This window comes from Exiguobacterium sp. ZOR0005, assembly GCF_000798975.1.
Lineage (GTDB): Bacteria > Bacillota > Bacilli > Exiguobacteriales > Exiguobacteriaceae > Exiguobacterium > Exiguobacterium aurantiacum.
In genome coordinates this window covers 95320-117302 of sequence record NZ_JTLB01000004.1, presented here as the reverse complement: position 1 = coordinate 117302, position 21983 = coordinate 95320, and the positions used below count along the sequence as shown (strand labels likewise).

Annotated in this window: 20 protein-coding genes; 9 read left to right on the top strand and 11 right to left on the bottom strand. The window is 53.5% G+C overall.

Features of this window, described 5'->3' with window-relative positions; genetic code table 11:
• Positions 1 to 264: 264 nt before the first annotated feature.
• Positions 265 to 2133 (bottom strand): molecular chaperone HtpG, encoded by a 1869-nt coding sequence (gene htpG, locus L971_RS01120; RefSeq protein ID WP_047373906.1) that lies wholly within the window; start codon positions 2131 to 2133, stop codon positions 265 to 267.
• Between the two features lie 277 nt (positions 2134 to 2410).
• Between htpG and L971_RS01115 the strand changes: the two genes are divergently transcribed.
• Entirely contained in the window at positions 2411 to 2791 is a 381-nt protein-coding gene (locus tag L971_RS01115; protein WP_047373904.1) for a VOC family protein, read from the top strand.
• 25 nt (positions 2792 to 2816) lie between these two features.
• Here L971_RS01115 and L971_RS01110 read toward each other — a convergent pair whose 3' ends face one another.
• On the bottom strand, positions 2817 to 3443 hold the full coding sequence (locus L971_RS01110; protein WP_047373902.1) for a TetR/AcrR family transcriptional regulator: 627 nt from the start codon (positions 3441 to 3443) through the stop codon (positions 2817 to 2819).
• A gap of 121 nt (positions 3444 to 3564) precedes the next feature.
• Between L971_RS01110 and L971_RS01105 the strand changes: the two genes are divergently transcribed.
• Complete coding sequence (locus L971_RS01105) at positions 3565 to 4314, top strand: SDR family NAD(P)-dependent oxidoreductase (protein WP_047373900.1); 750 nt, start codon at positions 3565 to 3567, stop codon at positions 4312 to 4314.
• Between the two features lie 107 nt (positions 4315 to 4421).
• Positions 4422 to 5051 carry a DUF2185 domain-containing protein gene (locus L971_RS01100; protein WP_047373898.1) on the top strand — a complete coding sequence of 210 codons (630 nt, stop codon included), beginning with the start codon at positions 4422 to 4424 and terminating at the stop codon, positions 5049 to 5051.
• 28 nt (positions 5052 to 5079) lie between these two features.
• Here the strand turns inward: L971_RS01100 and L971_RS01095 are convergent, their stop codons facing one another.
• Complete coding sequence (locus L971_RS01095) at positions 5080 to 5406, bottom strand: hypothetical protein (protein ID WP_024371024.1); 327 nt, start codon at positions 5404 to 5406, stop codon at positions 5080 to 5082.
• A gap of 122 nt (positions 5407 to 5528) precedes the next feature.
• On the opposite strand from L971_RS01095, the gene L971_RS01090 reads away from it, so the two are divergent.
• Positions 5529 to 5939, top strand: a complete 411-nt coding sequence (locus L971_RS01090) for a hypothetical protein (RefSeq protein ID WP_052200207.1) — start codon at positions 5529 to 5531, stop codon at positions 5937 to 5939.
• Positions 5940 to 5968: 29 nt separating this feature from the next.
• On the opposite strand, the gene rluF is transcribed toward L971_RS01090, so the two are convergent.
• Positions 5969 to 6679: a 23S rRNA pseudouridine(2604) synthase RluF gene (rluF, locus tag L971_RS01085; protein WP_024371022.1), complete on the bottom strand. Its 711-nt coding sequence runs from the start codon at positions 6677 to 6679 to the stop codon at positions 5969 to 5971.
• A 96-nt stretch (positions 6680 to 6775) separates the two neighbouring features.
• Here rluF and L971_RS01080 point away from each other — a divergent pair, with 96 nt between their 5' ends.
• Positions 6776 to 7594, top strand: coding sequence for a hypothetical protein (locus tag L971_RS01080; protein WP_047373894.1), 819 nt, complete (start codon positions 6776 to 6778; stop codon positions 7592 to 7594).
• Here L971_RS01080 and L971_RS01075 read toward each other — a convergent pair.
• Together L971_RS01075 and L971_RS01070 are read right to left on the bottom strand one after the other, a co-directional pair.
• Positions 7587 to 8231: a C39 family peptidase gene (locus L971_RS01075; protein WP_047373892.1), complete on the bottom strand. Its 645-nt coding sequence runs from the start codon at positions 8229 to 8231 to the stop codon at positions 7587 to 7589. The two genes, L971_RS01080 and L971_RS01075, sit on opposite strands and share 8 nt — an antisense overlap.
• A gap of 74 nt (positions 8232 to 8305) precedes the next feature.
• On the bottom strand, positions 8306 to 9685 hold the full coding sequence (locus tag L971_RS01070; protein ID WP_047373891.1) for a YjiH family protein: 1380 nt from the start codon (positions 9683 to 9685) through the stop codon (positions 8306 to 8308).
• Between the two features lie 270 nt (positions 9686 to 9955).
• Between L971_RS01070 and L971_RS01065 the strand changes: the two genes are divergently transcribed.
• Entirely contained in the window at positions 9956 to 10948 is a 993-nt protein-coding gene (locus L971_RS01065) for an LLM class flavin-dependent oxidoreductase (RefSeq protein ID WP_024371018.1), read from the top strand.
• A gap of 39 nt (positions 10949 to 10987) precedes the next feature.
• Here the strand turns inward: L971_RS01065 and L971_RS01060 are convergent, their stop codons facing one another.
• Positions 10988 to 11299, bottom strand: a complete 312-nt coding sequence (locus L971_RS01060) for a hypothetical protein (protein ID WP_024371017.1) — start codon at positions 11297 to 11299, stop codon at positions 10988 to 10990.
• Between the two features lie 156 nt (positions 11300 to 11455).
• Between L971_RS01060 and L971_RS01055 the strand changes: the two genes are divergently transcribed.
• Genes L971_RS01055 through L971_RS01045 form a run of 3 tightly spaced genes read left to right on the top strand, consistent with a single transcriptional unit; the run spans position 11456 to position 16001 of the window.
• Positions 11456 to 14644, top strand: coding sequence for an EAL domain-containing protein (locus L971_RS01055; RefSeq protein WP_047373889.1), 3189 nt, complete (start codon positions 11456 to 11458; stop codon positions 14642 to 14644).
• A 59-nt stretch (positions 14645 to 14703) separates the two neighbouring features.
• On the top strand, positions 14704 to 15564 hold the full coding sequence (locus L971_RS01050; protein WP_047373887.1) for an MBL fold metallo-hydrolase: 861 nt from the start codon (positions 14704 to 14706) through the stop codon (positions 15562 to 15564).
• Positions 15564 to 16001, top strand: a complete 438-nt coding sequence (locus L971_RS01045) for a GNAT family N-acetyltransferase (RefSeq protein WP_231557540.1) — start codon at positions 15564 to 15566, stop codon at positions 15999 to 16001. The genes L971_RS01050 and L971_RS01045 overlap by 1 nt, the downstream gene beginning before the upstream one ends.
• Positions 16002 to 16030: 29 nt before the next feature.
• Here the strand turns inward: L971_RS01045 and guaC are convergent, their stop codons facing one another.
• The 4 genes from guaC to L971_RS01025 all read right to left on the bottom strand — a co-directional run bounded on the left by guaC (position 16031) and on the right by L971_RS01025 (position 21957).
• Positions 16031 to 17014: a GMP reductase gene (gene guaC / locus L971_RS01040; RefSeq protein ID WP_029333938.1), complete on the bottom strand. Its 984-nt coding sequence runs from the start codon at positions 17012 to 17014 to the stop codon at positions 16031 to 16033.
• Positions 17015 to 17213: 199 nt separating this feature from the next.
• Positions 17214 to 19271, bottom strand: a complete 2058-nt coding sequence (locus L971_RS01035; protein ID WP_047373885.1) for a sensor domain-containing diguanylate cyclase — start codon at positions 19269 to 19271, stop codon at positions 17214 to 17216.
• 111 nt (positions 19272 to 19382) lie between these two features.
• Positions 19383 to 20567, bottom strand: a complete 1185-nt coding sequence (locus L971_RS01030; protein WP_029333936.1) for an MFS transporter — start codon at positions 20565 to 20567, stop codon at positions 19383 to 19385.
• A gap of 139 nt (positions 20568 to 20706) precedes the next feature.
• Positions 20707 to 21957 carry an MFS transporter gene (locus tag L971_RS01025; protein ID WP_024371010.1) on the bottom strand — a complete coding sequence of 417 codons (1251 nt, stop codon included), beginning with the start codon at positions 21955 to 21957 and terminating at the stop codon, positions 20707 to 20709.
• Positions 21958 to 21983 lie beyond the last annotated feature (26 nt).

The following is a 21983-nucleotide window of genomic DNA, read 5'->3' as shown; positions in this document are numbered from 1 at the left end:
AGAGTTCACTGGATGATTCAACGGAGAGCTGAATATATTTTTTTGTCTGAGGAATTGCATACAATGATTAAAATCATTCAGGCAATAACAGATAAATAGTGGTGCGATGCGATTAGACGGGTCAATTAGACGACAAAGCGATAAATTCATTTTCGATGACCCTTCTAGGACTAATCGACGGTTATGTCCTATTGAACGAAGTAGGGAAGCGTTGGTTTTATAAGAACGCATGAGAAAAGACAGAGGTCGCCCTCTGCCTGTTGCTTATTCCGCCATCAACGCGCACACCGCGTTCGAATAGGCGACCGGGTCTTCAATCGGTAGCCCTTCGATGAGGAGCGCTTGCTGATAGAGCAAATCGGTATACTGTTTCGCTTTTGCCTCATCTGCTGTATAGACGCGCTGTAACGTCTGGAAAATGGCGTGGTCGGCGTTCACTTCGAGCACTTTCTCCGCTTTCATGCCGCCGCCGTTCGGCATCGCGTTCAAAATCTTCTCCATCTCAATCGAAACGTCACCTGCGACCGTCAAGCAGACCGGATGTGACTTGAGTCGTGTCGACGCGCGCACTTCTTTGACGCGGTCGCCGAGTTCCTGCTTCATGAAGGCGAACAAGTCTTTGTTGTCGTCGTTCAGTGAATTGGCCTCGGCGTCATCGAGACCGAGGTCACCGCTCGCGATTGACTTGAACTCCTTGTCGTCATACGACTGGAGCATCTTGATGGCGAACTCATCGATCTCTTCAGTGAAGTAGAGGATTTCGAAGCCTTCTTCTTTCAAGCGTTCCGCCTGCGGCAAGAGGTCGATGCGGTGAATCGATTCGCCCGTTGCATAATAGATGTACTTTTGATCGTCTTTCATGCGCGCGACGTACTCGTTGAGCGTGACGAGCTTCTTCTCGTTCGACGAGTGGAACAAGAGCAAGTCTTTCAAGTCGTCCTTGGCCGCACCGAACTGGTCGTAGACGCCGAACTTGATTTGACGGCCGAACGCCTCATAGAACGTCTCATAATCCTCACGCTCGTCGCGGAGCATCTTCTCGAGCATGCCTTTGATTTTCGACTTCACGTTCTTGGCGATGACGCGGAGTTGTCGGTCCTGCTGCAGCATCTCCCGGGAAATGTTGAGCGACAAGTCTTCTGAGTCGACCATCCCTTTGACGAAACCAAAATAGTCCGGAAGCAGGTCAGGCGACTTCTCCATAATCAACACGCCGTTCGAGTACAGCTCGAGCCCTTTCTCGAACTCTTTCGTGTAATAGTCGAACGGGACCGTCGATGGGATGTAGAGGATCGACTGGTACCGGATTGTGCCGTCGACGTTCAAGTGCAGGTGCTTGAGCGGCTCGTCGAAGCCGTAGCGCTTCTCATGATAGAACGCCTTGTAGTCCTCGTCCGAGAGTTCGCTCTTCCGTTTGCGCCAAATCGGCACCATGCTGTTGATTGTCTCTTCTTCGACATAGTCCTCGTATTCTTCCGAGTCGTCTTTTTGACGATGCTTCGTCACGTCGAGCTTAATCGGATAGCGGATGAAGTCCGAGTGCTTCTTGATGAGCGAACGAATCTCGTACTCTTCGAGGAACGTCGAGTACGTCTCGTCGTCCGTGTCAGCTTTCACATGTAACGTAATCTCGGTCCCGATGTCGGCCTTATCCGTCGGTTCAATCGTGTAGCCGTCCGTGCCTTCCGATTCCCACAAGTAACCTTGCTCGCTGTCGACCGAGCGGGTGCGCACCGTCACACGGTCCGCGACCATGAACGCCGAGTAGAAGCCGACGCCGAACTGGCCGATGAGGCTATGGTCTTCTTCCATCTTCGTCGCCTGTTTCATCGCGAGCGAGCCGCTCTTGGCGATGATCCCGAGGTTCGACTCGAGCTCGTCGGCCGTCATCCCGATCCCGGTGTCGCGGATGGTGATGGTCCGAGCGTCTTTGTCGAGTACGACTTTGACGAAGTAGTCGTCCTTGTTGAAGTCGAGTGCCTCGTCCGAGAGGGCCCGGTAATACATCTTGTCGATGGCGTCACTCGCGTTCGAGATGAGCTCACGGAGGAAGATGTCCTTATGCGTATAGATTGAGTGGACCATCAACTCTAAAATTCGTTTCGATTCGGCTTGAAACTGTTTCTTTGTCATGATCGTTCTCCTTTATTCGTTCGATTTTGGCACTCTGTATATAAGAGTGCTAACACTATTGATTATCCTAATTTTTAGAAAGATGTCAAGACGCATCAAACAAAAGATTGACGCGGGGCTCGGATTCGCCTATAGTTGAGTACATGCGATGAGCTGGTCTATGTAAGACGGCGGACATTCCTTTTAGGAGCACGTTGTGGAGCGTGGTTCGACGCGGTAGACTTTTCGAGAGCACCTCTAGTGAGAGGTGCTCATTTTTTGTATATGGGGGATGACTATGAAGCTACATACCATCCATCACGTGGCGATTATCGCCACGAACTATGAACAGGCGAAACGGTTCTATGTCGACATCCTCGGATTCGACGTCATCCGCGAACATCATCGACCGGATAAAGGCGACCATAAGATCGACTTGCATCTTGGTACCTATGAGCTCGAACTGTTCATCAAACCGGATAGCCCGAAGCGACCGAGCTTCCCTGAGGCGTGCGGGCTGCGCCATCTCGCCTTCAAGGTCGACGACATCGAGGCGGTCGTCGCAGAACTGAATGCGCATGGCGTCACGACGGAACCGATTCGTCGTGACACGTTCACGGGCGAGAAGATGACGTTCTTCTTCGACCCGAACGGTCTGCCGCTCGAATTGCATGAATAAACCCCTTCAGGCGAAGGGGTTTTTGTTATGGCCGTACATAAGCGAGGAGCATCTCTTTTAACACCCGCTGCTGAATGAACGGTTCGATGTCCTCTTCTAAGTAGCTGATGTGCGACTTTAAGATGATATTATTGCCGAACGTCCCGAACGCGTTGATGATCGTGACGACAGTCGCTTTCACGTCGAGGTTGCCTCGAAGCGACCCGTCCGTCTTCCCGTCTTCGATGAGCGGCTCGAGCGTCTTCATAATCTCACACTGTAAATCGATATAGTCGTCGATGTCCGGTAACGGACTCGTGACGAACGAGGCATAGCTTTCGAACGCCTCACGGAAGCGGGAATGGTTCGTCTGTTTCATCTGTTGCTCGAGCAAGTAATCAAGGATTGCCTCGAGTCGCGTATAGGCGTCGCCAGGCGTCGTCGTCAGTTGTTTGAATGTTTCGAGTGTCGGGGCCAAGTTGCGTACAGCCGCAGCGACGATCAGTTGGTCTTTCTTAGGGAAGTAGCGGAACAGCGTCGCGACGCCGATTTCGGCCGCATCGGCGATATTCTGCATTTGCACCCGTTCAAAACCGTCCTTTAAAAATAGGAGTTCGGCTTGCTCGATGATGCGATTCAATCGTTCTTCTTTGTTTTGTTGTCGTTTGTTCATACGATCACCTCTTTGTTGTGTAGCTATTATACCGTGTCCAGGCAATTTCGTTGAGATTCAAATGTGCACCGACTAATATAGTGATAGTTATACTATCAAAATAAAGATTGGGGATATTCACATGCGTTTACGAGGGAAAGTTGCGGTCATCACAGGGGCAGGTAGCGGTATGGGCGAATCGACGGCCAAGCTGTTTGCGAAAGAAGGGGCGACGGTCGTCGCGACTGATATTAATCTAGAGGCAGTGCAAACTGTCGTCGAGGCGATTCGGGCAGCTGACGGGGAGGCACTGGCGATTCAACACGACGTGACGTCACGTACGGATTGGGAGAACGTCTATGACGAAGTGCAGGCGACATGCGGGAAGCTCGATATCCTCGTTAATAACGCCGGCATTGCCCTCGCGAAACCGTTCTTGGAACAGACGGAGGAAGACTGGGCCCGGACGTACCGGATCAACATCGATGGTGTCATGCTCGGGACGCAATATGCCATCCCGATCATGGAAGCGAACGGTGGCGGCTCGATTGTCAACATCTCATCGATTTCGGCGCTCACAGGCATGGCCGGTGCGGGTGCCTATACGGCTTCAAAAGGCGCGGTTCGTTCTCTCACGAAAGCAGCGGCCGTGGATTATGGGAAGCAAAACATTCGGGCGAACTCGGTGCACCCGGGCTATATCGTGACGCCGATGAGCGCACCGCACATGGAGCATCCGGATTATAAACAACATTTCTTGAATCAAATCGCTTTGCCGCATCTCGGTCAGGCCGATGAAGTGGCGGCAGCCGTTCTCTTCCTCGCGTCAGACGAGGCGAACCATATCACCGGCATCGAACTTCCGGTCGACGGGGGCGTCACGGCGAAATAATAGGATTGGGGATTTAGTTCTTACAAGGACTAAATCCTTTTTTGCCTTTCGTGTGTAGCAACTCTTATACTGACTAGAGGATACGTTCACGATCAAGGAGGGGTTGGATGAATTGGTATTTAGATGACGTGCGCGAGATGCACGAGGCTGCACCGTATACGTTTTACATCCCGAGCGAAGAAGTACTTAGTCAATTGAAAGTCGGTGACTTCGTAAAATTGATTTTCACGAACGAAGAGGCTTCGTCTGATGGCTATCGGGGTGAACGGATGTGGGTGAAAATCACAGCCATTCATGGCAATCAGTTTGAGGGTGTGCTCGACAATGAGCCATATTACTTACCAATCGAAGTCGGCACAGAACTTTCATTCGGGATGGAGCACATTTGTCAGACCGAGTATGAGGAGCCGGACGGGGACAAACGGGATTATTATACGGATACGTTCGTGATTATCAGTGCGGACGTGTTGGAACGAGAAGAGTTTCGTTTCATGTTGCGGGACGAGCCTGACGAGGAAGGAGATCCAGAATGGTCTTTCTTGAGCGGGTATGAGGACGATGAATATTTAAGTGATACCGAGAATTTTCTCATCGTGTCGATTGGAGTCGTGTTGAATATGGATGACTCCATCCTACCAATTCTCCAACAACCCCCGCTTTGTGCATACGAACGGGATGAGGAAGGAACGTTTCAAGAAATCCAAGACTACGATTGGGATGGCTATTTGAACGGCTAACAAAAAGGAGCGCCAGGCTCCTTTTTGTCTACTCTAAAATTCCGACGAGTTCCATGACGAGCAGGACGAACAGTCCCGAACCGAGGACGGCGGCGAAAAATACGAGCACGGCGTACTCTTTTTGTTTCAGGATGGCCCACCAACCGGTCACGAACGCCCCGAGTCCTAGCGCCGAAAACGTGGTCATGTAGCTGAGTCGAAGCATGTGTGCCGTCGTATCACTCCATAATGTCGACGTGAACGTCGTATCGAAGTTATCGAGCAACAGGAACGGCACGTACATGGCGAGGAACAAGCCGATGAGCAGGATGGACCACTTTCCGACCGAGGTGCGGGGGAACAAGGCGCCATTCATGACGATTCACCTCTTTTCCGTGCAACATCATCTGTACCTTATCTATTCCCGTTTTTGCCCAAAACGATTGGTCGATTCACTGAATTGTCATGGTATAGTCAGAAAAAAGAGGTGATGGGTTGATGCATCAATTGAAGTTGAAGCGGATGTGGGAAGATGCGCTCGAGATAGATATCGTATTGACGCTAAAGGCGAAGTGGTGCGAGGTCACGGTGAACGAGTACGTCACCATAGCCGATATAGAAGCGCTCGTTTCCTCATTACAAGCGTTTAATACATACAATGGAAAATCACCCAAGAGGTGGACACTCGATGTCCCGCTCGTCCATGTTTCCTTGGCATTCGAACTTGCGAATGCACGAGGGACCGTTCAAGTTAACGCCGTAGTCGAACAGATGAAAGGAGATGGCGGAGATATGAAGGCTGCTTTCTCGTTCGAGACGACGATGGGCCAGCTCGATGACTTGAGCAACCAAATTAAACGTTTCATCCGTCGTGAGATTGATCATGTCGAATCACTTCGGCCCGAATAAAAGTAGCCTGAGACATCTCAGGCTACTTTTTAGTACCATTCTTTCGGTTCGTAATTCAATTCGCGGAACAACTGCTCGCGCTCTTTCTTCGAGAGATCGCGCCACTGTCCGGGTGGGAGTTTGCCGAGTGTGATGTTCATGACACGGACACGTTGAAGGCGATACACCTCGTAGCCGAGCTCTTCACACATGCGACGGATTTGGCGGTTCAGTCCTTGCGTGAGCGTGATGTTGAAGTCGAACTTCGACAGCTGGTGCACTTTACACGGCAACGTCTTCTGGCCGAGGATTTTGACGCCGGCTTCCATCTGCTCGACGAATTCCGGTGTGATCGGTTTGTCGACCGAGACGATATACTCTTTCTCATGTTCGCCCTCTGCGCGAAGGATCTCGTTGACGATATCTCCGTCGTTTGTCATCAAGATGAGCCCTTCCGAATCTTTATCGAGCCGTCCGATGTTGAAGATGCGGAGCGGGTGGTTGACGAGGTCGACCAAATTCCCTTTTACTTTCTTCTCGGTCGTGCTCGTGATGCCGACCGGTTTATGGACGGCGATATAGACGTTGTTGCGTGCGACACGGGCGGCTGATCCGTTGACGAGCACCTCGTCCCCAGGCTTCACTTGGTCGCCGATTTTCGCTTTCTTCCCGTTGATGGTGACCCGACCCTCTTCGACGAGGCGGTCGGCTTGGCGGCGGGACGCCTTGCCAGATTCACTGATGAATTTATTGATACGCATAGACCCACGTCCTTTACTTGGCTTCGTCCTCTCACTATAACGTATTTTACATATGGCTGAAAGCGGGAAACGAACGGAGAGAAAGGATGTGACACGATGGAGATGGCACGAGATCTATTAAAAGACGCGATTCGGTTTCAAGAATGGCTCATGACGTCGTCCTTTCAAGAGGAGCTGATCGATGGGGCATCGCCAATTCTCTGGTATGGTAGGCCAGGTCAAAATCAATGGCTAACCATCGGGACGAATCCATCGCGAGGCGAGTTTTTTGAACGGAACGGCACCGTCAGAAGAGGGGACGCGCAGAAGTTCTATTGGCGTGGCCGATTCTTTGAGACGTATCGACAGGACGAAACGGCGCTCGAGGCGACACTTGACTACGCAGCGTCCTATTTCGAGGCCGAACGGGCGACGACGAGCTGGTTCGGCAAGCCGGGCGGGGCGAAGCTTGAAGCGCTCCTTGAAGGGATGGACCGATCATTTTACGACGGGTCCGCCATTCATATCGATTTTTTCAAATACGCGACATATCGACAAATGGGACAGATTCGAGACGGGCGTCGCTGGATGGAACATCCCGATTCGCTTGCACTCCTAGACCGGACGATTCGTCACATCCGACCAGAACGTATACTCGTGCTCGGTCGCGACAACTGCGTGGCCATGAGAGGATTTACCGAAAAACGGACAATTGCAGACTATCCGAGCGCGGTCTACGAGCTCGGCTTTCACCTAGCGGGCATTCCGATGGTCGGCCTGCACTTCAAACCGTCCGAAGTGTTCGTCGGCCTCGGAAACGGCGTCGACTTGAACGGGTTGCATCACGGGTCGTACGCGAAGCGGGAGCATTTGCTGCGAATCGGGGCATACTTACGTCACGAGATGGACCGATTCTTTTCACAACGCCTCATTTAGCGGGCGGGTGGACGCGCGTGATGCTGCCCCAAAAGTTGAACTCGTTGAAATCGATGTAACGGATATCTTCGGATCGGTTGTCGAGCACCTCGAGCAAGACGACGTCAGCGTAGCCGGGCTTTTTATAGATGATATAGCCGATCCCCGTGACCGAATGATTTTTATAGAACCCGTTCGCCATGTTCAAGATGAACGGACGATTGGCGAGGAGCTCGCGCTCGAACGTCGACCATTTCCATAAATAGCGGGAACTGCCCCGCCCGGTGTAGCCGTATCGTTCCCACAGTTTCGTCACGATCGCACCGATACGCGTTGGCGGTGTACCTTTCTCGTCTTTGAACTGATGTCCGACGGCGATGTCGCGGGCATCTTGTTGGATCACAAACACGTCCTCGGGGATGTTGGGATAACCGTGGTCCCGGTAATAGCGGAAGATTGCCGTGATCGAGGTAAGGGTGCAGTTATTTTTCCCGCCGTTGAACGTGCGTTGCAACAGAGCCGGAACCCCATCGATTCGTTTCTCCTCTTTTACGGTCCAATGGCCGTGATAACGGTCATCTACATAAACTTGTGGGTTAACGATGCCTGCATAGCCTTTCTTTGCGGTTTCCAATTGTCCGGCAAAGTGCTCTTCCACGGTCAATCCCTCCTTTTCTTTCATTATACAAACAACGCCTCTTCCCAGGAAATAAGAGAAGAGGCGTTCTGTCGTCAAAAGACCAAATGGGCGATCCCGACGATGATCGGGAGCGTGATGAACGTCCGGAGCAAGAAGATGAGGACGAGGTCGACGAATGAGATCGGAAGTTTTGAACCGAGGAGCAATCCACCGACTTCCGACATGAAGATGAGCTGTGTGACCGAAACGGTCGCGATGATGAAACGAGTCATCTCGCTCTCGATGCCGCTACCGAGGACGGCCGGCAAGAACATATCGGCGAAACCGACGACCATCGTTTGGGCGGCGGCTTCCGCTTCTGGTACTTGGAGCAACATCAAAATCGGTTCGAACGGTTTACCGAGAATCGTAAAGAGCGGCGTATACTCTGCGATGACGAGTGCGATCGTCCCGACGGCCATGACGATCGGCAAGATGCCAAGCCACATGTCGAGCACGTTTTGAAAACCGTCTTTCAGCGTGGCGATGAAGCTCTTACTTGAGCGGGACTTGAGCAACGCTTGGCGAAGTGCCCATTTTGGCATCGAGACGTTTGCCGGGACAGGCTCTTCCGGTTTCAGCTCGGTCTCTTCGTAAGGTGTGTCCGCCTTCTTCGACAGCGGATAAATGCGCGGCATGATGAGCGCTGCGACGATACCGGATATGATGATGGCGCCGTAATACTGCAAGAAGTAGGCGTCGAGTTCCATGTACGACAAGATGACGATCGTGAACGTGATCGAGACGACCGAGAACGTCGTGGCGATGACGGCGGCTTCCCGCTTCGTATAGTAGCCGTTCTCATATTGTTTCGTCGTCAACAGGATCCCGATCGTCGCATCCCCGACCCAAGACGCGAGCGAGTCGAGCGAAGCGCGGCCCGGCAGTTTGAAGAGCGGGCGCATCACTTTGATAAGCATCGTCCCGACGAACTCGAGCAGACCGAAGTTCAAAAGGAGCGGGAGCAACATCCCGGCAAATAAGAATGTCGCGAACAAGATAGGAATCAAGTCGTACAGCAATAGTCCGCCCGTGTATTCGGATGTGATCATCGCCGGACCGATGACGAGCAGCGTCATCACCCCGGCGATGAAGCCGACGACCCGCATCCCGAACCAGAACGGTGTGATGTTTAACAGTGAATTGAAGTGCGGCCGTTCGAGGACAAACGCCGGTTTGGCCATATACGTCCAAAGTGAACCGAGCACCGAGATGCCCATCATGATGACGGCGAGTGTCGGTACGACACCGCCAATCAAGTCAATCAGCTGATTGGATAAGAAGGCGACCGGGATGGTGAATCCGTCATCGGTCGGGATCGGCACGATGAAGAACATGAGACCGATCAAAGATGGAATTAAAAATTTCAAAAAATCATTGGACGTGAATGACGAGGTTCCGTCCTGGCCAGGCCTGTTTGGTGGCTGATTCATGTTGTTTACCCCTTTTCCCCGAGAGTATTGTGGGCCGCTCACGTGTCCCCATCACGCGTTCGGCGACTTGCTATGAAGGAATAACGTCTTCTCATTCATTATAGAGAAGGGGAAGCTGGACAAGCAATAACTCGTTGCAATTTTCTGAAAAAAGAACGTTGTCTTTTTGAGCGTCCGACTCGTATTCTTTTCCACACTTTAGTATGATGACGGCGAGTCTTACAAATTCGAGATATTCACCATATATACTATAGAAGTGGAGAGATGGACATGAGATTAAGTGTACTCGATCAAGCACCGGTCACGTCCGGGCATACGTCAGAACATGCCCTAGAAAGCGCGGTCGAGCTCGCGCAAGTAGCCGAAGAGCTCGGTTATCACCGGATGTGGATGGCCGAACATCACGGCGGCATGTCGTTTGCGAGTTCGGCACCGGAAGTGATCAGCGCCTACATCGCGGCCAAGACGGAGCGGATTCGGCTCGGTTCGGGCGGAATCATGATGATGCATTACTCACCGCTCAAGATGGCCGAAGTGTTCAAGACGTTGAGCGCGCTCGCGCCAGGACGCATCGACTTTGGCGTCGGACGGGCGCCGGGTGGAGATGCCAATGCCATCTACGCCATGTCGCAAGGCCAGAAGCCGATGATGGACGGGCTATACGAAAAACTTGAGACGACGCTTCAGCTCATCAACGACGAGACGCCGGAAGAGCGCTGGTATAAACACACCCCGGCTGCGCCGACCGGTGTAATTCGTCCGGAGGCTTGGCTGCTCGGGTCAAGTGGGAACAGTGCCGTCCAAGCCGGGCGGATGGGCGTCGGCTATTCGTTCGCCCAATTCTTCAATGGAGAATTGAGCACCGATGCACTGGATGCGTACCGGCACAACTTCCGTCCGTCGGCGTTCATGGAGAAACCGGACATCAACGTGACGTATCTCGTCACGACGGCCGAGACGGAGGAAGAAGCGGAATATTTGGCCCGTCCGTCTGACCTGTCCCGCTTGTTCTTGATGCGCGGTCAGCTTCGTCAACTGTTAAGTCCGGAGGCGGCGCACGAGTATCCGCTCACCGAAGTCGACAAAATTCACATCGCCAACAACCGGGCGATTCACCTCGTCGGGACGCCGAAGCAGATCGCGACTCAGCTTCAAGAAGAAGCGGAGCGCTATGGATTCGATGAGGCGATGATTTGCAGCATTCAACACCAACAGTCCGACCGGTTGAATGTCTACCGCCTGCTCGCGAACGAATTACTCTGACGAAACGCTCCTTCTCGCATTGGGAAGGAGCGTTTTGAGTTAGCGGAACAGTTGCATGAGCACGAACAAAGCGACGAGCCCCCCGAGCGACGCGGTGAAAAAGACGGCGACCGAACGCTCTTGGTTGCGAAGGATCGTGTACAACCCGACACCGAAAGCGCCGAGCGCGGCAGCTAAAGCCGCCATCGACCCGATGGTCGCCCACGTGTTGTCGAAAAGCGCATTGAAGTTGAACGGTTGGCCTGACTGGACGATGAGGGCAGAGGCGATCAAGAGAAGAAACACGGCGAGCAACAATCCGACCGACCATTTGCCGGGACGGGTCTGTGGATAGACGTTTCGACTGAGCATGATGGTTCACCTCGCTTCAGGACTAGATTCATTACTCTTTACCCGATTTTCGGGGGAAACGTTGAAAAAAGTTTCCCCTTTTTTGAAACGGTTTTGTGAACAAAACGAGTTAAAAGTTCTACACTAGAGGAAACAGACATTGCTTGGAGGTACAGTATGCAACAGATGAAGGCCGACCCGCATTATTTATTCGATGTATTCGTTCGTTTGTATCGCATGGTCTTTTTAATGGAAGTGACGCCAGTCGGATATCGTTATGTCCGTGTCAGTGAGCAAGGGAAGCTCGCCTCGATGCTACCAGACGATGTGGCCGGCAGCTACTTGCACGAGATGTACCCGGCCGACGTCGCGGATGAACTGATCGCGCACTACGATGCGGTGACCGTCACACGTGAACCGGTTTATTTCATGTCGAAGATGAACATCGATTCGAACACGGCCCGTTTCGCCTCATCTGTCCTTATGCCGCTCGAAGACATACACGGCGAGGTTCGTTACGTCCTCGGTTTGACGACCGATTTGTCGGAAGAAGCGGAGATGAAGCTATTGTCGAGTATCGAGCACATCGATTATTTGACGGGAATGCCGAACTTGATGAAAGTGAAGCTCGAGCTCGAGAAGCTGTTCACGCAGGAGAACGGACGTGAACTGACGAGCATCATCCGGCTTCACATCAACCGCTTTAAAATCGTGCTCTCGCTCCAAGGGATTGAACAGTCGCATCAACTCATCAAAGACATGACGCGCCGTCTGTCGGATATACTACCCGTAGGATCGATCATCGGGCGGGTCGACGGGGAAGATTTCATCGTCGTGCTGCCGCACACGCCGATTGAGACGGCTTACCATCACGGAGAGTGCTTGCTCGCCGCCATTGCGGACTACACGTACGAGGTGGCCGAGACCGAGTTCGCGCTTTCAGGTTGCATCGGGCTCAGTGCCGGATATGAGAATGCGGACCGTGTGATCATGAACGCGTCGACGGCACTGCTTGAGGCGAGACAAGCAGGCAAACAAATGATTCGGGTGTATGAAAAAGACGATTACGTCCAACATTATATCGACGAGATGACGATCGAGATGGAACTCGTCAAAGGATTGAAAGCGAACGAGTTGAGTGTCGTCTATCAACCGCGTATCAGTTGTCATGACGGGACGATCCATTTTGAGGCGCTCGTAAGGTGGCGTAGTGCCGCCCTCGGGAACGTCTCGCCGGAAACGTTCATCCGCATCGCTGAAAAATCGCTCTTGATCGAGGACGTGACAGGCTTCGTCATCGGACAAGTTTGCCGGGATATGATCGAACAGCCGGACGTATTCAACGGTCGCCGTGTCGCAATCAACATCTCCCCGATCGTCTTCCGTCAAACGTACATGCGTGACGTCTTGACTGTTTTGACGTCGCACGGCCTGACATCGGATCAATTCGAGTTTGAGATCACGGAGCATACGCTCATGCAGGAGCCGCTCGTCGGCATTCAGACGGTCGATTATTTGAAGACGAAAGGGTTCCGCATCCTTATCGATGATTTTGGCGTCAGTTATTCGTCGCTCAACTATTTAAAAATGTTTGATATCGATGGAATTAAAATCGACCGCTCGTTCATCAGTCAGCTCGATAAAGGCAACGGCTTAAAAGAGTACGAGATCGTCAAACTGATCATCTCGCTCGCTAAAAAGTTGAACCTCGAAGTCACGGCCGAAGGTGTGGAGACGGAAGAACAGTATCGTGCCATCGAGCGGCTCGGATGTGACGAGGTGCAAGGTTATTTCTTCAGTCGGCCACTGGCGCGATCAGACGTCCAAGCCGCGCTCGACGCACTCGAGCACCATTTCGCTCTGTTGCGTCACGACGCATCAGAACGTCAGGAGGCAATCACTTCGCTCGACGAGAGTGAGGCGGAACGGTTGAAGGCGGTCCTTCGTCTCGAGATCCTGCATTCACCTCGGGAAGAACGTTACGACCGCATCAGCCGACTCGTGGCGAGAACGTTCGATATGCCGGTCGCCCTCATCTCGATTTTGACGACGGACCAACAGTGGATCAAGTCGTGCCAAGGGGCGGCCCTTGATCGGCTGCACGTCGATCGCAAGTTCACGCTCTGCGACCGCGTCGTGCTCGGGAAAGAAGCGCTCGTCATCGAGGACGTCGAGTCAGCCGAATCATCGGATGACAATCCGCTTCTTGAAGGCGTCGGGTTTTACGCCGGGGTGCCGCTCATTACACGAAGCGGTCATGCCATCGGAACGCTCTGCGTCACGGATCAGGTGGCGCGCACGTTTGACAGGGAGGCGCTGCGGACACTTGAGGATTTCGCACGCTGGGTGATGGCTGAAATCGAGCTGACGGAACAGACGAGGGCGGAGACACGGCGTCAACAGACGCTCGAATCGCTTTACGAAGTGACCGCGCTCCATGCACCGTTCCCGGAAAAGCTGAAGCGGATTCAAGTGTTGTTGCGGGAATGGATCGGTTATTCCCATGCCGTCGCGTTTACAGTGGAGAGCGGCTATCACATCCTTTCGTCAGACGGGGACACGTTACTCGAATGGACCGACGAACGTCTCCATCAAGTCGAGGAGCTCGTAAAAAACGGGCATCAAAAGTTAGGACGCGCCGAGCTCGTCATCGATGGCGTCGAACTCTCCGCGATGATCAGCGTGCCGCTTGTGAACGAAGGGAAGACGTTCGGGTGGTTCGTCTTTCTTACCGAGCAAGGAAGCCTTGAGGACGTCATCGATCAAGTCGCAAGGCAAGAGATGACGGACACGATCTTGCTCGTGACGCGTTGGATGGAGAACGAGATTCGACGCGAACGCAAGCACCAGGAAGTCATCGAACTCATCACGAAGGACGGATTGACGAAGCTCGGAAACCGGCATTCACTCATGGCGGATCTGCGTCAAAAAATGAACCGCAAGCAGGCCGTCGCGCTTCTGTTCATCGATTTGGACGACTTTAAGCGAATCAACGACACGCATGGGCATCTCATCGGGGATGAGGTGCTCGTCGAGACGGCGAAACGGATCCGTTCGTTCAGTCGTTTCCATGACGGCAAGGCGTATCGCTTTGCCGGCGATGAATTTTTGATCGTCATCGAGGGAGAACAGAGCTCGCTAGGGAATGAGGTGTTTGAACAGTTGACCGCTTTGATTTCCCAGGAAATATTGGTCGAGGACGAACTTTTCCTCCGCTTGTCGGCGAGTATCGGGGTCGCTTATTCATCGGCAGAACTCTCGTCGCTCGATGCGCTCATCCATCACTCGGATGCGGCGATGTATGTCGCCAAAAATTGTGGGGGCGATGGGTTTTACGTGTATGATTCATTTCAAGAGTACGACTGAGCGGACCGCCAGGCGAACGCCTGTCTGAACTGGTCCGACGAGTGAGGAGAGGATTTGATTTGCAGAAGTTAGAGAGACATTCGCCGCGTTTTTGGTATATGACATCTGTCGCGGAGACCGATCGGCCGATTTTAGGAGTCGTCGTCGGTGATACGCACACGTTGTTGATTGATGCCGGAAACTCTGAGTCCCATACGAACACGTTGCTAGACGCCTTGGCCGAGAATGGGCTAGATCGTCCGACGATCGTCGCGTTGACACATTGGCATTGGGATCATATTTTTGGACTTTCGGCGTTACCTTGGACCGTCTCGATCGCGAGTGTGGAAACGAAGAACAAAATGCAACGGCTACTGCCGTATGAGTGGGATGATACGTCGCTCGATGAACGCGTCGAGAGCGGGATTGAGATTCCGTTCTGTGCCGACGCCATCCGCCTTGAGTTCGGGGAGGCACGCACGATGCGCGTCGTCATGCCGACTTTGACGTTCGACGATTCGCTCACACTCGACCTCGGCGGCGTGCACGTCATGTTGAAGCATGTCGGCGGCGACCATTCACCTGATGCTGTCGTCGCGTATATCCCGGAAGAGAAAGTATTGTTCCTCGGAGATGCGCTCTATGCCAATCTATACGCACCGTCCTGGCGGATGACAGCGGACGAGACGCTCCGGCTGCTCGCCTTGTTGGACATGTTTGACGCGGATGCGTATGTGTGGTCGCACGGCCGTGTCGTCTCACGTCCAGAATATGAGAAAGATCGTGATGTGTTGCGCGCGTTGGCAACGATCACGCTAGATTTCCCAGGAAATAAAAAGGCGATAACGGCTCAATACGAACGCCTGACAGGTCGTGCTGTCGAGGAAGAAGAAGCGGAACTCATCACGTTCTTTGTGAACGGTTCAAGGAGGGACACATGATGGAAATCGAGCAGGTCGTGGCGGAAGATGAGTCATTCCAACAGTTGTTGACGGAGCGTCTGCGCGCCTTCAACGACACGCATTCGGTCCATCATCGAGCTATTCGGAATGCCGACGTCCCGGTCGTGCAATTCAAAGTGGAGCAAAACGGTGAAGTGATCGCCGGGTTGTTCGGAAGCGTCTATTGGGGCTGGTTCGACCTCGACCGGCTGTGGGTCGACTCGGCTCACACCGGTACGGGTCTTGGATCACGGTTGCTCGAGGCGGGGGAACGTGAGGCGATCGCCCTCGGTGCGACCCGAGTGAAGCTGACGACGTTCTCATTTCAGGCGAGAACGTTTTACGAACGCTTCGGCTACGAGGTGGCAGGTGTCCTCCGTGACTATCCGCCCGGTTCGGATTACTTCATGATGACGAAGCAGCTAACGGATGATTGAAAAAAGGCGACTCACGCGAGTCGCCTTTTTCAATATACTTTATCCCCGTTAAAGATTGAGTTTTTCACCATGACGTAATCGACAGTGCGCAACGCATCAAGATTGTCCCCACCCGAGTATGAGATGGCCGATTGGAGGTCTTGCTCCATCTCGGTCAACGTGTCCTGAAGCGCCCCTTTATGCTCCACGAACACTTTCTTGCCTTCGACGTTCTTCCGTTCCCCTTTTTGGAATTCAGATGCCGATCCGAAATACTCTTTAAGCAGCTTCCCGTCCTGCTCAAACGTCTCTCCCGGAGATTCGTCGTGACCTGCGAACAGTGAACCGATCATGACCATCGAGGCGCCGAAGCGAATCGATTTGGCGATGTCCCCATGCGTGCGAATGCCCCCATCCGCAATGATCGGCTTTGTTGCCGCCTTGGCGCACCAGCGGAGGGCGGCGAGTTGCCACCCGCCTGTCCCGAAACCGGTCTTGATTTTCGTGATGCATACTTTTCCTGGCCCAATCCCGACTTTCGTCGCGTCGGCCCCTGCATGCTCGAGTTCGCGAACCGCTTCCGGCGTCCCGACGTTCCCGGCGATGACGAACGATTGTGGCAGATGGTGTTTAATATGCTGAATCATCCGGATGACCGCGTTCGAATGCCCGTGGGCGATATCGATCGTGATGAACTCTGGCGTATGACCGGATTGAGCGAGCATCTCGATGAATCGATACTCGTCCTCTTTCACACCGACGCTGATCGAGGCGTAAAGACCGCGTCCGTGCATGTCTTCGATGAAGCGAAGCCGAGAGTCTGGGTTGAAACGATGCATGATATAGAAATAGCCGTTCTCTGCGAGCGACAACGCCACGTTCTCATCGACGATCGTCTGCATGTTTGCTGGAACGACCGGAAGGCGGAACGTGAACCCGCCGAGCGTCACGCTCGTGTCACATTCCGACCGGCTATCGACGACACATTTTGCGGGAATCAATTGAATATCTTCATAGTCAAACACTTTATCCATAGTCTAACACCCCTATTTACGAACATTTTAATTGATGATGTTGGAAATACTTCGTCCATTCGGTAATGTAACGCAAATATCTCATAAAGTCAAAGGGTTAGAGCAAGAAAGTTCGATTTTTCTTTATATTTAACCTTAATAAAGATTTAATGTTCGTGTTTCAGTCGATAACTTAAATGTTTCACGTGAAAAAGACCGCTCATAGGCGGTCTTGGAACAACGTATAGCGGTTTCTGCCGTTCGATTTGGCCTCGTACAAGGCGAGATCAGCTTGTTTCAATAATTGTTTCGGGGTCACCCCCATATCGCAACAGGCGATCCCGATGCTCGACGTCGTCACGAATGTATGCCCCTCGATGCGCCAAGGCTGCTTGAGTGAAGTCAGTAGCTTTTCAGCAACCCGGTGCGGTGCGACAGGATCGTTATAGCGAATCAACACGGCGAACTCGTCTCCCCCAAAACGCGCGACGACGTCTTGCTTGCGGAGGGCGGTTTTCAGGCGAGAAGCGAATTGGCGCAACAGTTCATCGCCGACATCATGGCCGAGGGTGTCATTGATTTGTTTGAAACGGTCGAGATCGAGCGAAAGGATCGCGAGCGCCTCTGTCTCCTCTTCGATCCGTGCGAGGGACTCCTCGAGATAAGCGAGGAAGTAACGGCGGTTCGGCAAGTCCGTCAACGTATCGTGGTAAGCCAAGTGGCGTAACTGCTTCTCCACGACCTTGCGCTGCATGATCTCCCGGGTGACCGTCAAATAGTGAAGCAATTTGCCATCCTCGCTATAAATCGCTTGAATCTTCGTCTCGAGCCAAATCCAACGACCGTCGTCATGGGCGTGACGAAATTCGAGCGTGAGCGGCTCGCTCCCATGCGCTGACGCGTGGAGTTGTAGGCGTGTCAGTTCGACGTCGCGAGGATGGATGAAGTCCAGTGTATTCTTCCCTTCGTAGAACGATGGGGGATAGCCGAGCACGTGGAGGTGGGACGGACTCGCATAACGGACCGTTCCGTCCGACTCGAGCATACAGACGAGGTCGCTCATATTCTCGGTGATCAACCGGTAGCGCATCTCGCTCTGACGGAGCGCTTGTTCAATGTCCCGCTTCTCCGTGACGTCGCGAAGGACGCTCAAGATGGCGGCTGTCCCTTCGTAGTCGATGACGAGGCTGGCGACGTCCATACGAAAACTTCGTCCATCGCGGGACGTGACGACGAGTTCCATCTCATGTACCGCGTCATCAAGACGCATCGAGGCGAGTCGCTCGGCAGCCGCCTCACGATACTCTGGCGCAATGAACGTGAAGATGGACATGCCTGTGATCGTGGATTCACCGATTGTCTCGAGCGCTAACGTATTGGCGTACACGATTTCCCCTTCCCGATGGACGATGATCCCTTCAGGAATCGTCTCGATCAATTGACGGTAACGTCGTTCACTCTCTTGAGTCGCTCGTTCCGCATCTTTCTCGGGTGTGTGGTCGATGATGATGGCGAACAGCCCGTTGATGTGACCACCGACCTCGATCGGGATATTCAGGATTGCCAGGTCGAGTGGCGTCCCCGACCGTCGGTGTCCCCGAATCTTATACTTGTGCGGTGATCCCGCCATGGCGTGCTCAAGCCCGGCTTGAACGGTATCACGTTCGGACGGGTCGACACAGTCGATGAATGAACGGTCAATCAAATCGGCCTCGGCATAACCGGTGATGGTCGTCACGGCTGGGTTGAGCGACTTGATGCGAAACTGATGGTCGAGGACGAAAATCCCGTGCGGGGAGTAACGTCGAAGTGATTCGTGTTGGTCATATAAGATGGTCAGTTCGAGCTCTCGGCGTTTTCGTTCCGTCACTTCCCGGACGACGGAAATGACGTGGGTGCACGTATCTCCCTCAAAGACGGGCGTCACTTCCGACTCGAAGTAATGAAGCGGCAGCGAAAGGACGTCTGTCGCTTCGAGCGTATCCGTAAAGAACGAATCGGCGAGACGATAGTCCTCGAAGACGACACTCTTTCGATCACGGACCGCTTCGTCGTAATGTCGTCTAATCAACAGCGCCGTCTCGGGCGGGACCAAATCCTCGATGCTTTTCCCGAGGTCGTCTTCTTTCCAACCGATGGCGCGTTGCCCTGGTTCGTTGACGAAGGCGTACCGATACGTCGGACCGTCGACTTCCATGAAGAACACGTAATCTGAAATTTTATCGAACGTTCGGAGCAAGGCGGCATAATGTTTATAAATCGTCTGGTCAGCGTGCATAATGTCCCTCATTTCAATCCAAAGCGTTTTGACACGTCATTTTTATATTACCGTAACCTCAATCCAAATGTGTGAACATTCAAAAAAAAGACAGGACTTTGGAAAGTCCTGTCATGCTGCCCGTCGCAATTGAGCCCGTTCCTGGCGCCCGTTCATGACGTAATATAAGAAAATCAAGAATGCCACGACGCATGCGAGTCCGAGATAAAGTGTCGAGAAGCCGGTCAACGGAATGATGAGTCCGATAAAATAAGGACCAAAACCGAGCCCGGCGTCGAGCGCGATGAAGAACGTCGAGGTCGCCATCCCCATCCGTGCCGGAGACGCCGCCTTGACGGCGATCGCTTGTGTCCCAGATTGAATATTACCGAAACCTAGTCCGATCAGCGCACCGGCGACTAATAAACCGACAGCGGTCGTCGTTTGGCTCAACACGAGCAAACCGACGGCGAAGACGGCGATGGCTGGATACATGACGATGTTCGCGCCGCGTGCATCCATGAGCCGTCCCGTGATCGGACGGGAGATGAGGACCGAGATCGAGTAGACGAGGAAGAAGACACTTGCCGCTTCGACGAGGTCGAGTTCAGTCGCGTAAAAGTTAATATAGGACAACACGCTCGAGAAACTGAGCGCGGCAACGGCGACGATGAGCGCGATCGGGAGCGCCTTCGGTTCAACGAAGGCGTTCAGCGAGAATCCGCGGATGACGGACGGATTGTGTGCTTCCGGCACGTTGACGAACAAAGCGCTCACGAGACTGACGGCACCGATGACGAGACAGCTGAGAAAGATCACCGAGAAGCTCGTGTACTGACTCATGAGCAGACCGACGAACGGACCGATGGCCGTCGCGAGTGTCGAACTCATGCTGTAATAGCCGATGCCTTCTCCTTTTCTCGAGGCCGGGATGACTTGGGCGACGATCGTTCCGGTCGCCGTGCTCGATAGTCCCATCCCGAGCCCGTGCACGAAACGGGTAAACAACAGGAAGCTGACTCCGAGGTCGACGAAATAAAGTAAAATCGTCGCGGTGAAAAACGTGAGACCGATTAGTAACGTTTTGCGTCGGCCGATCGAATCGATGAGTCGGCCGATGAAGAGACGGCCGACGAGCGTCCCGATGATGAAAATACCGGTGACGAGACCGGCCTCGCTTGTCGTCGCCCCGTATGTCGACACAGCATGGACCCCGATCGTGACCATGAGCAAAAAGAAGATGAGCGTCAAGAAGAAGTTGACGAGCGAGATGATGAGGAAGTCTTTCGTCCATAATTTTTGTGCGGTCAATTGCATCGGCGATGACGCCTCCTTATTTGTTCGAATCCGAATAGTTAGTAAACATAACTAAAGGAGTATAGCAAATTGAGAGGAGCTTGTCAGAGGCGACGCATTATGCATAAAAACCGATTCACGTGAGCGAATCGGTTCATCGTCAAATCGATTGGCGGCGATACCAAAGAACGAGTGGGACGAGGACGAGCGACACGATCCCGCCGAGGAGGGACAGCGTCAAATAGCTCGACTGGGATGCGATGACCCCGGACAACATGCCGCCCGATGCGCCCGACAAGGCAATCCACACATCGACCGACCCTTGCGTCTTCGCTCGAGTCTCAGGCGTCGTCGCGTCGACCAAGATGGCGGTCCCGCTGATCAAGCCGAAATTCCAACCGATGCCGAGCAAGACGAGACCGACAATTAGCAACAAGAGTGAGTCGGCAGGGGCGAAGGCGGCGACGATCCCTGCGAAGAACAACGTCACGCCGGAAGCGATGGCCATGATTTCGCGGCCGACTTTATCGACGAGCACACCGGTCACGAGCGACGGCAAGTACATCGCGCCGATATGAAAACCGATGACGAGACCGACCGCACTCAGTTCATGACCGTGATGTCGCATATGGACGGGGGTCATCGTCATGATGGCGACCATGACGATTTGGCTGAGTACCATGACGAACGCTCCGACATAGACGCCGCTTCGGTTATGTACGTCTTCCGATTGAGGTTGTGCCGCATCAATCGAGGCTTTCCGTTTCGATTCGATTGCCCGGGCGACGAGGAGCGGGTCTGGATGTAAAAAGATGAGCAGGATGAGTCCGGCCACGAAATAAGCGACCCCTGCCAATAAAAACGGTCCCGTGAGCGTGGGCAGTCCGATGCTGTCCGCGACACGTCCCATCGGTTCCACTAAGTTCGGTCCGGCGACGGCCCCGAACGTCGTCGACACCATGGCGATACTGACGGCTGTCGCTCGCTCGGTCGCATTCGCTAAATCCGTTCCGGCATATCGCGCTTGGAGATTCGTCGCCGTCCCGGCCCCATAGATGAGAAGCGCGGCGAACAGCAACGGCACACTTTCAAGCGTGGCAGCGAGGATGACGCCGAAGGCACCGAGCGCCCCCGTCATAAAACCGGTGGCGAGCCCGAATCGGCGACCGACACGCTGTGACATGAGACCGATCAAAAAGGCTGCCGCGGCAGAACCGAGCGTAAAGAGTGCCGTCGGGACCCCGGCGTAAGCGTCGGTGCCGAGCAAGTCACGGGCGAGCAACGCCCCGACGGTGATGCCGGCGGCAAGGCCGGCGCCCCCAAAAATTTGCGAGAGCACGACGACGAGGAGCGTCCGCTTATACAAACGCCGCTGTTGATCCGGGTCGTCTACGTATGACATATGTCTCATGAAGTGATTCCTCCCAGATTGATATA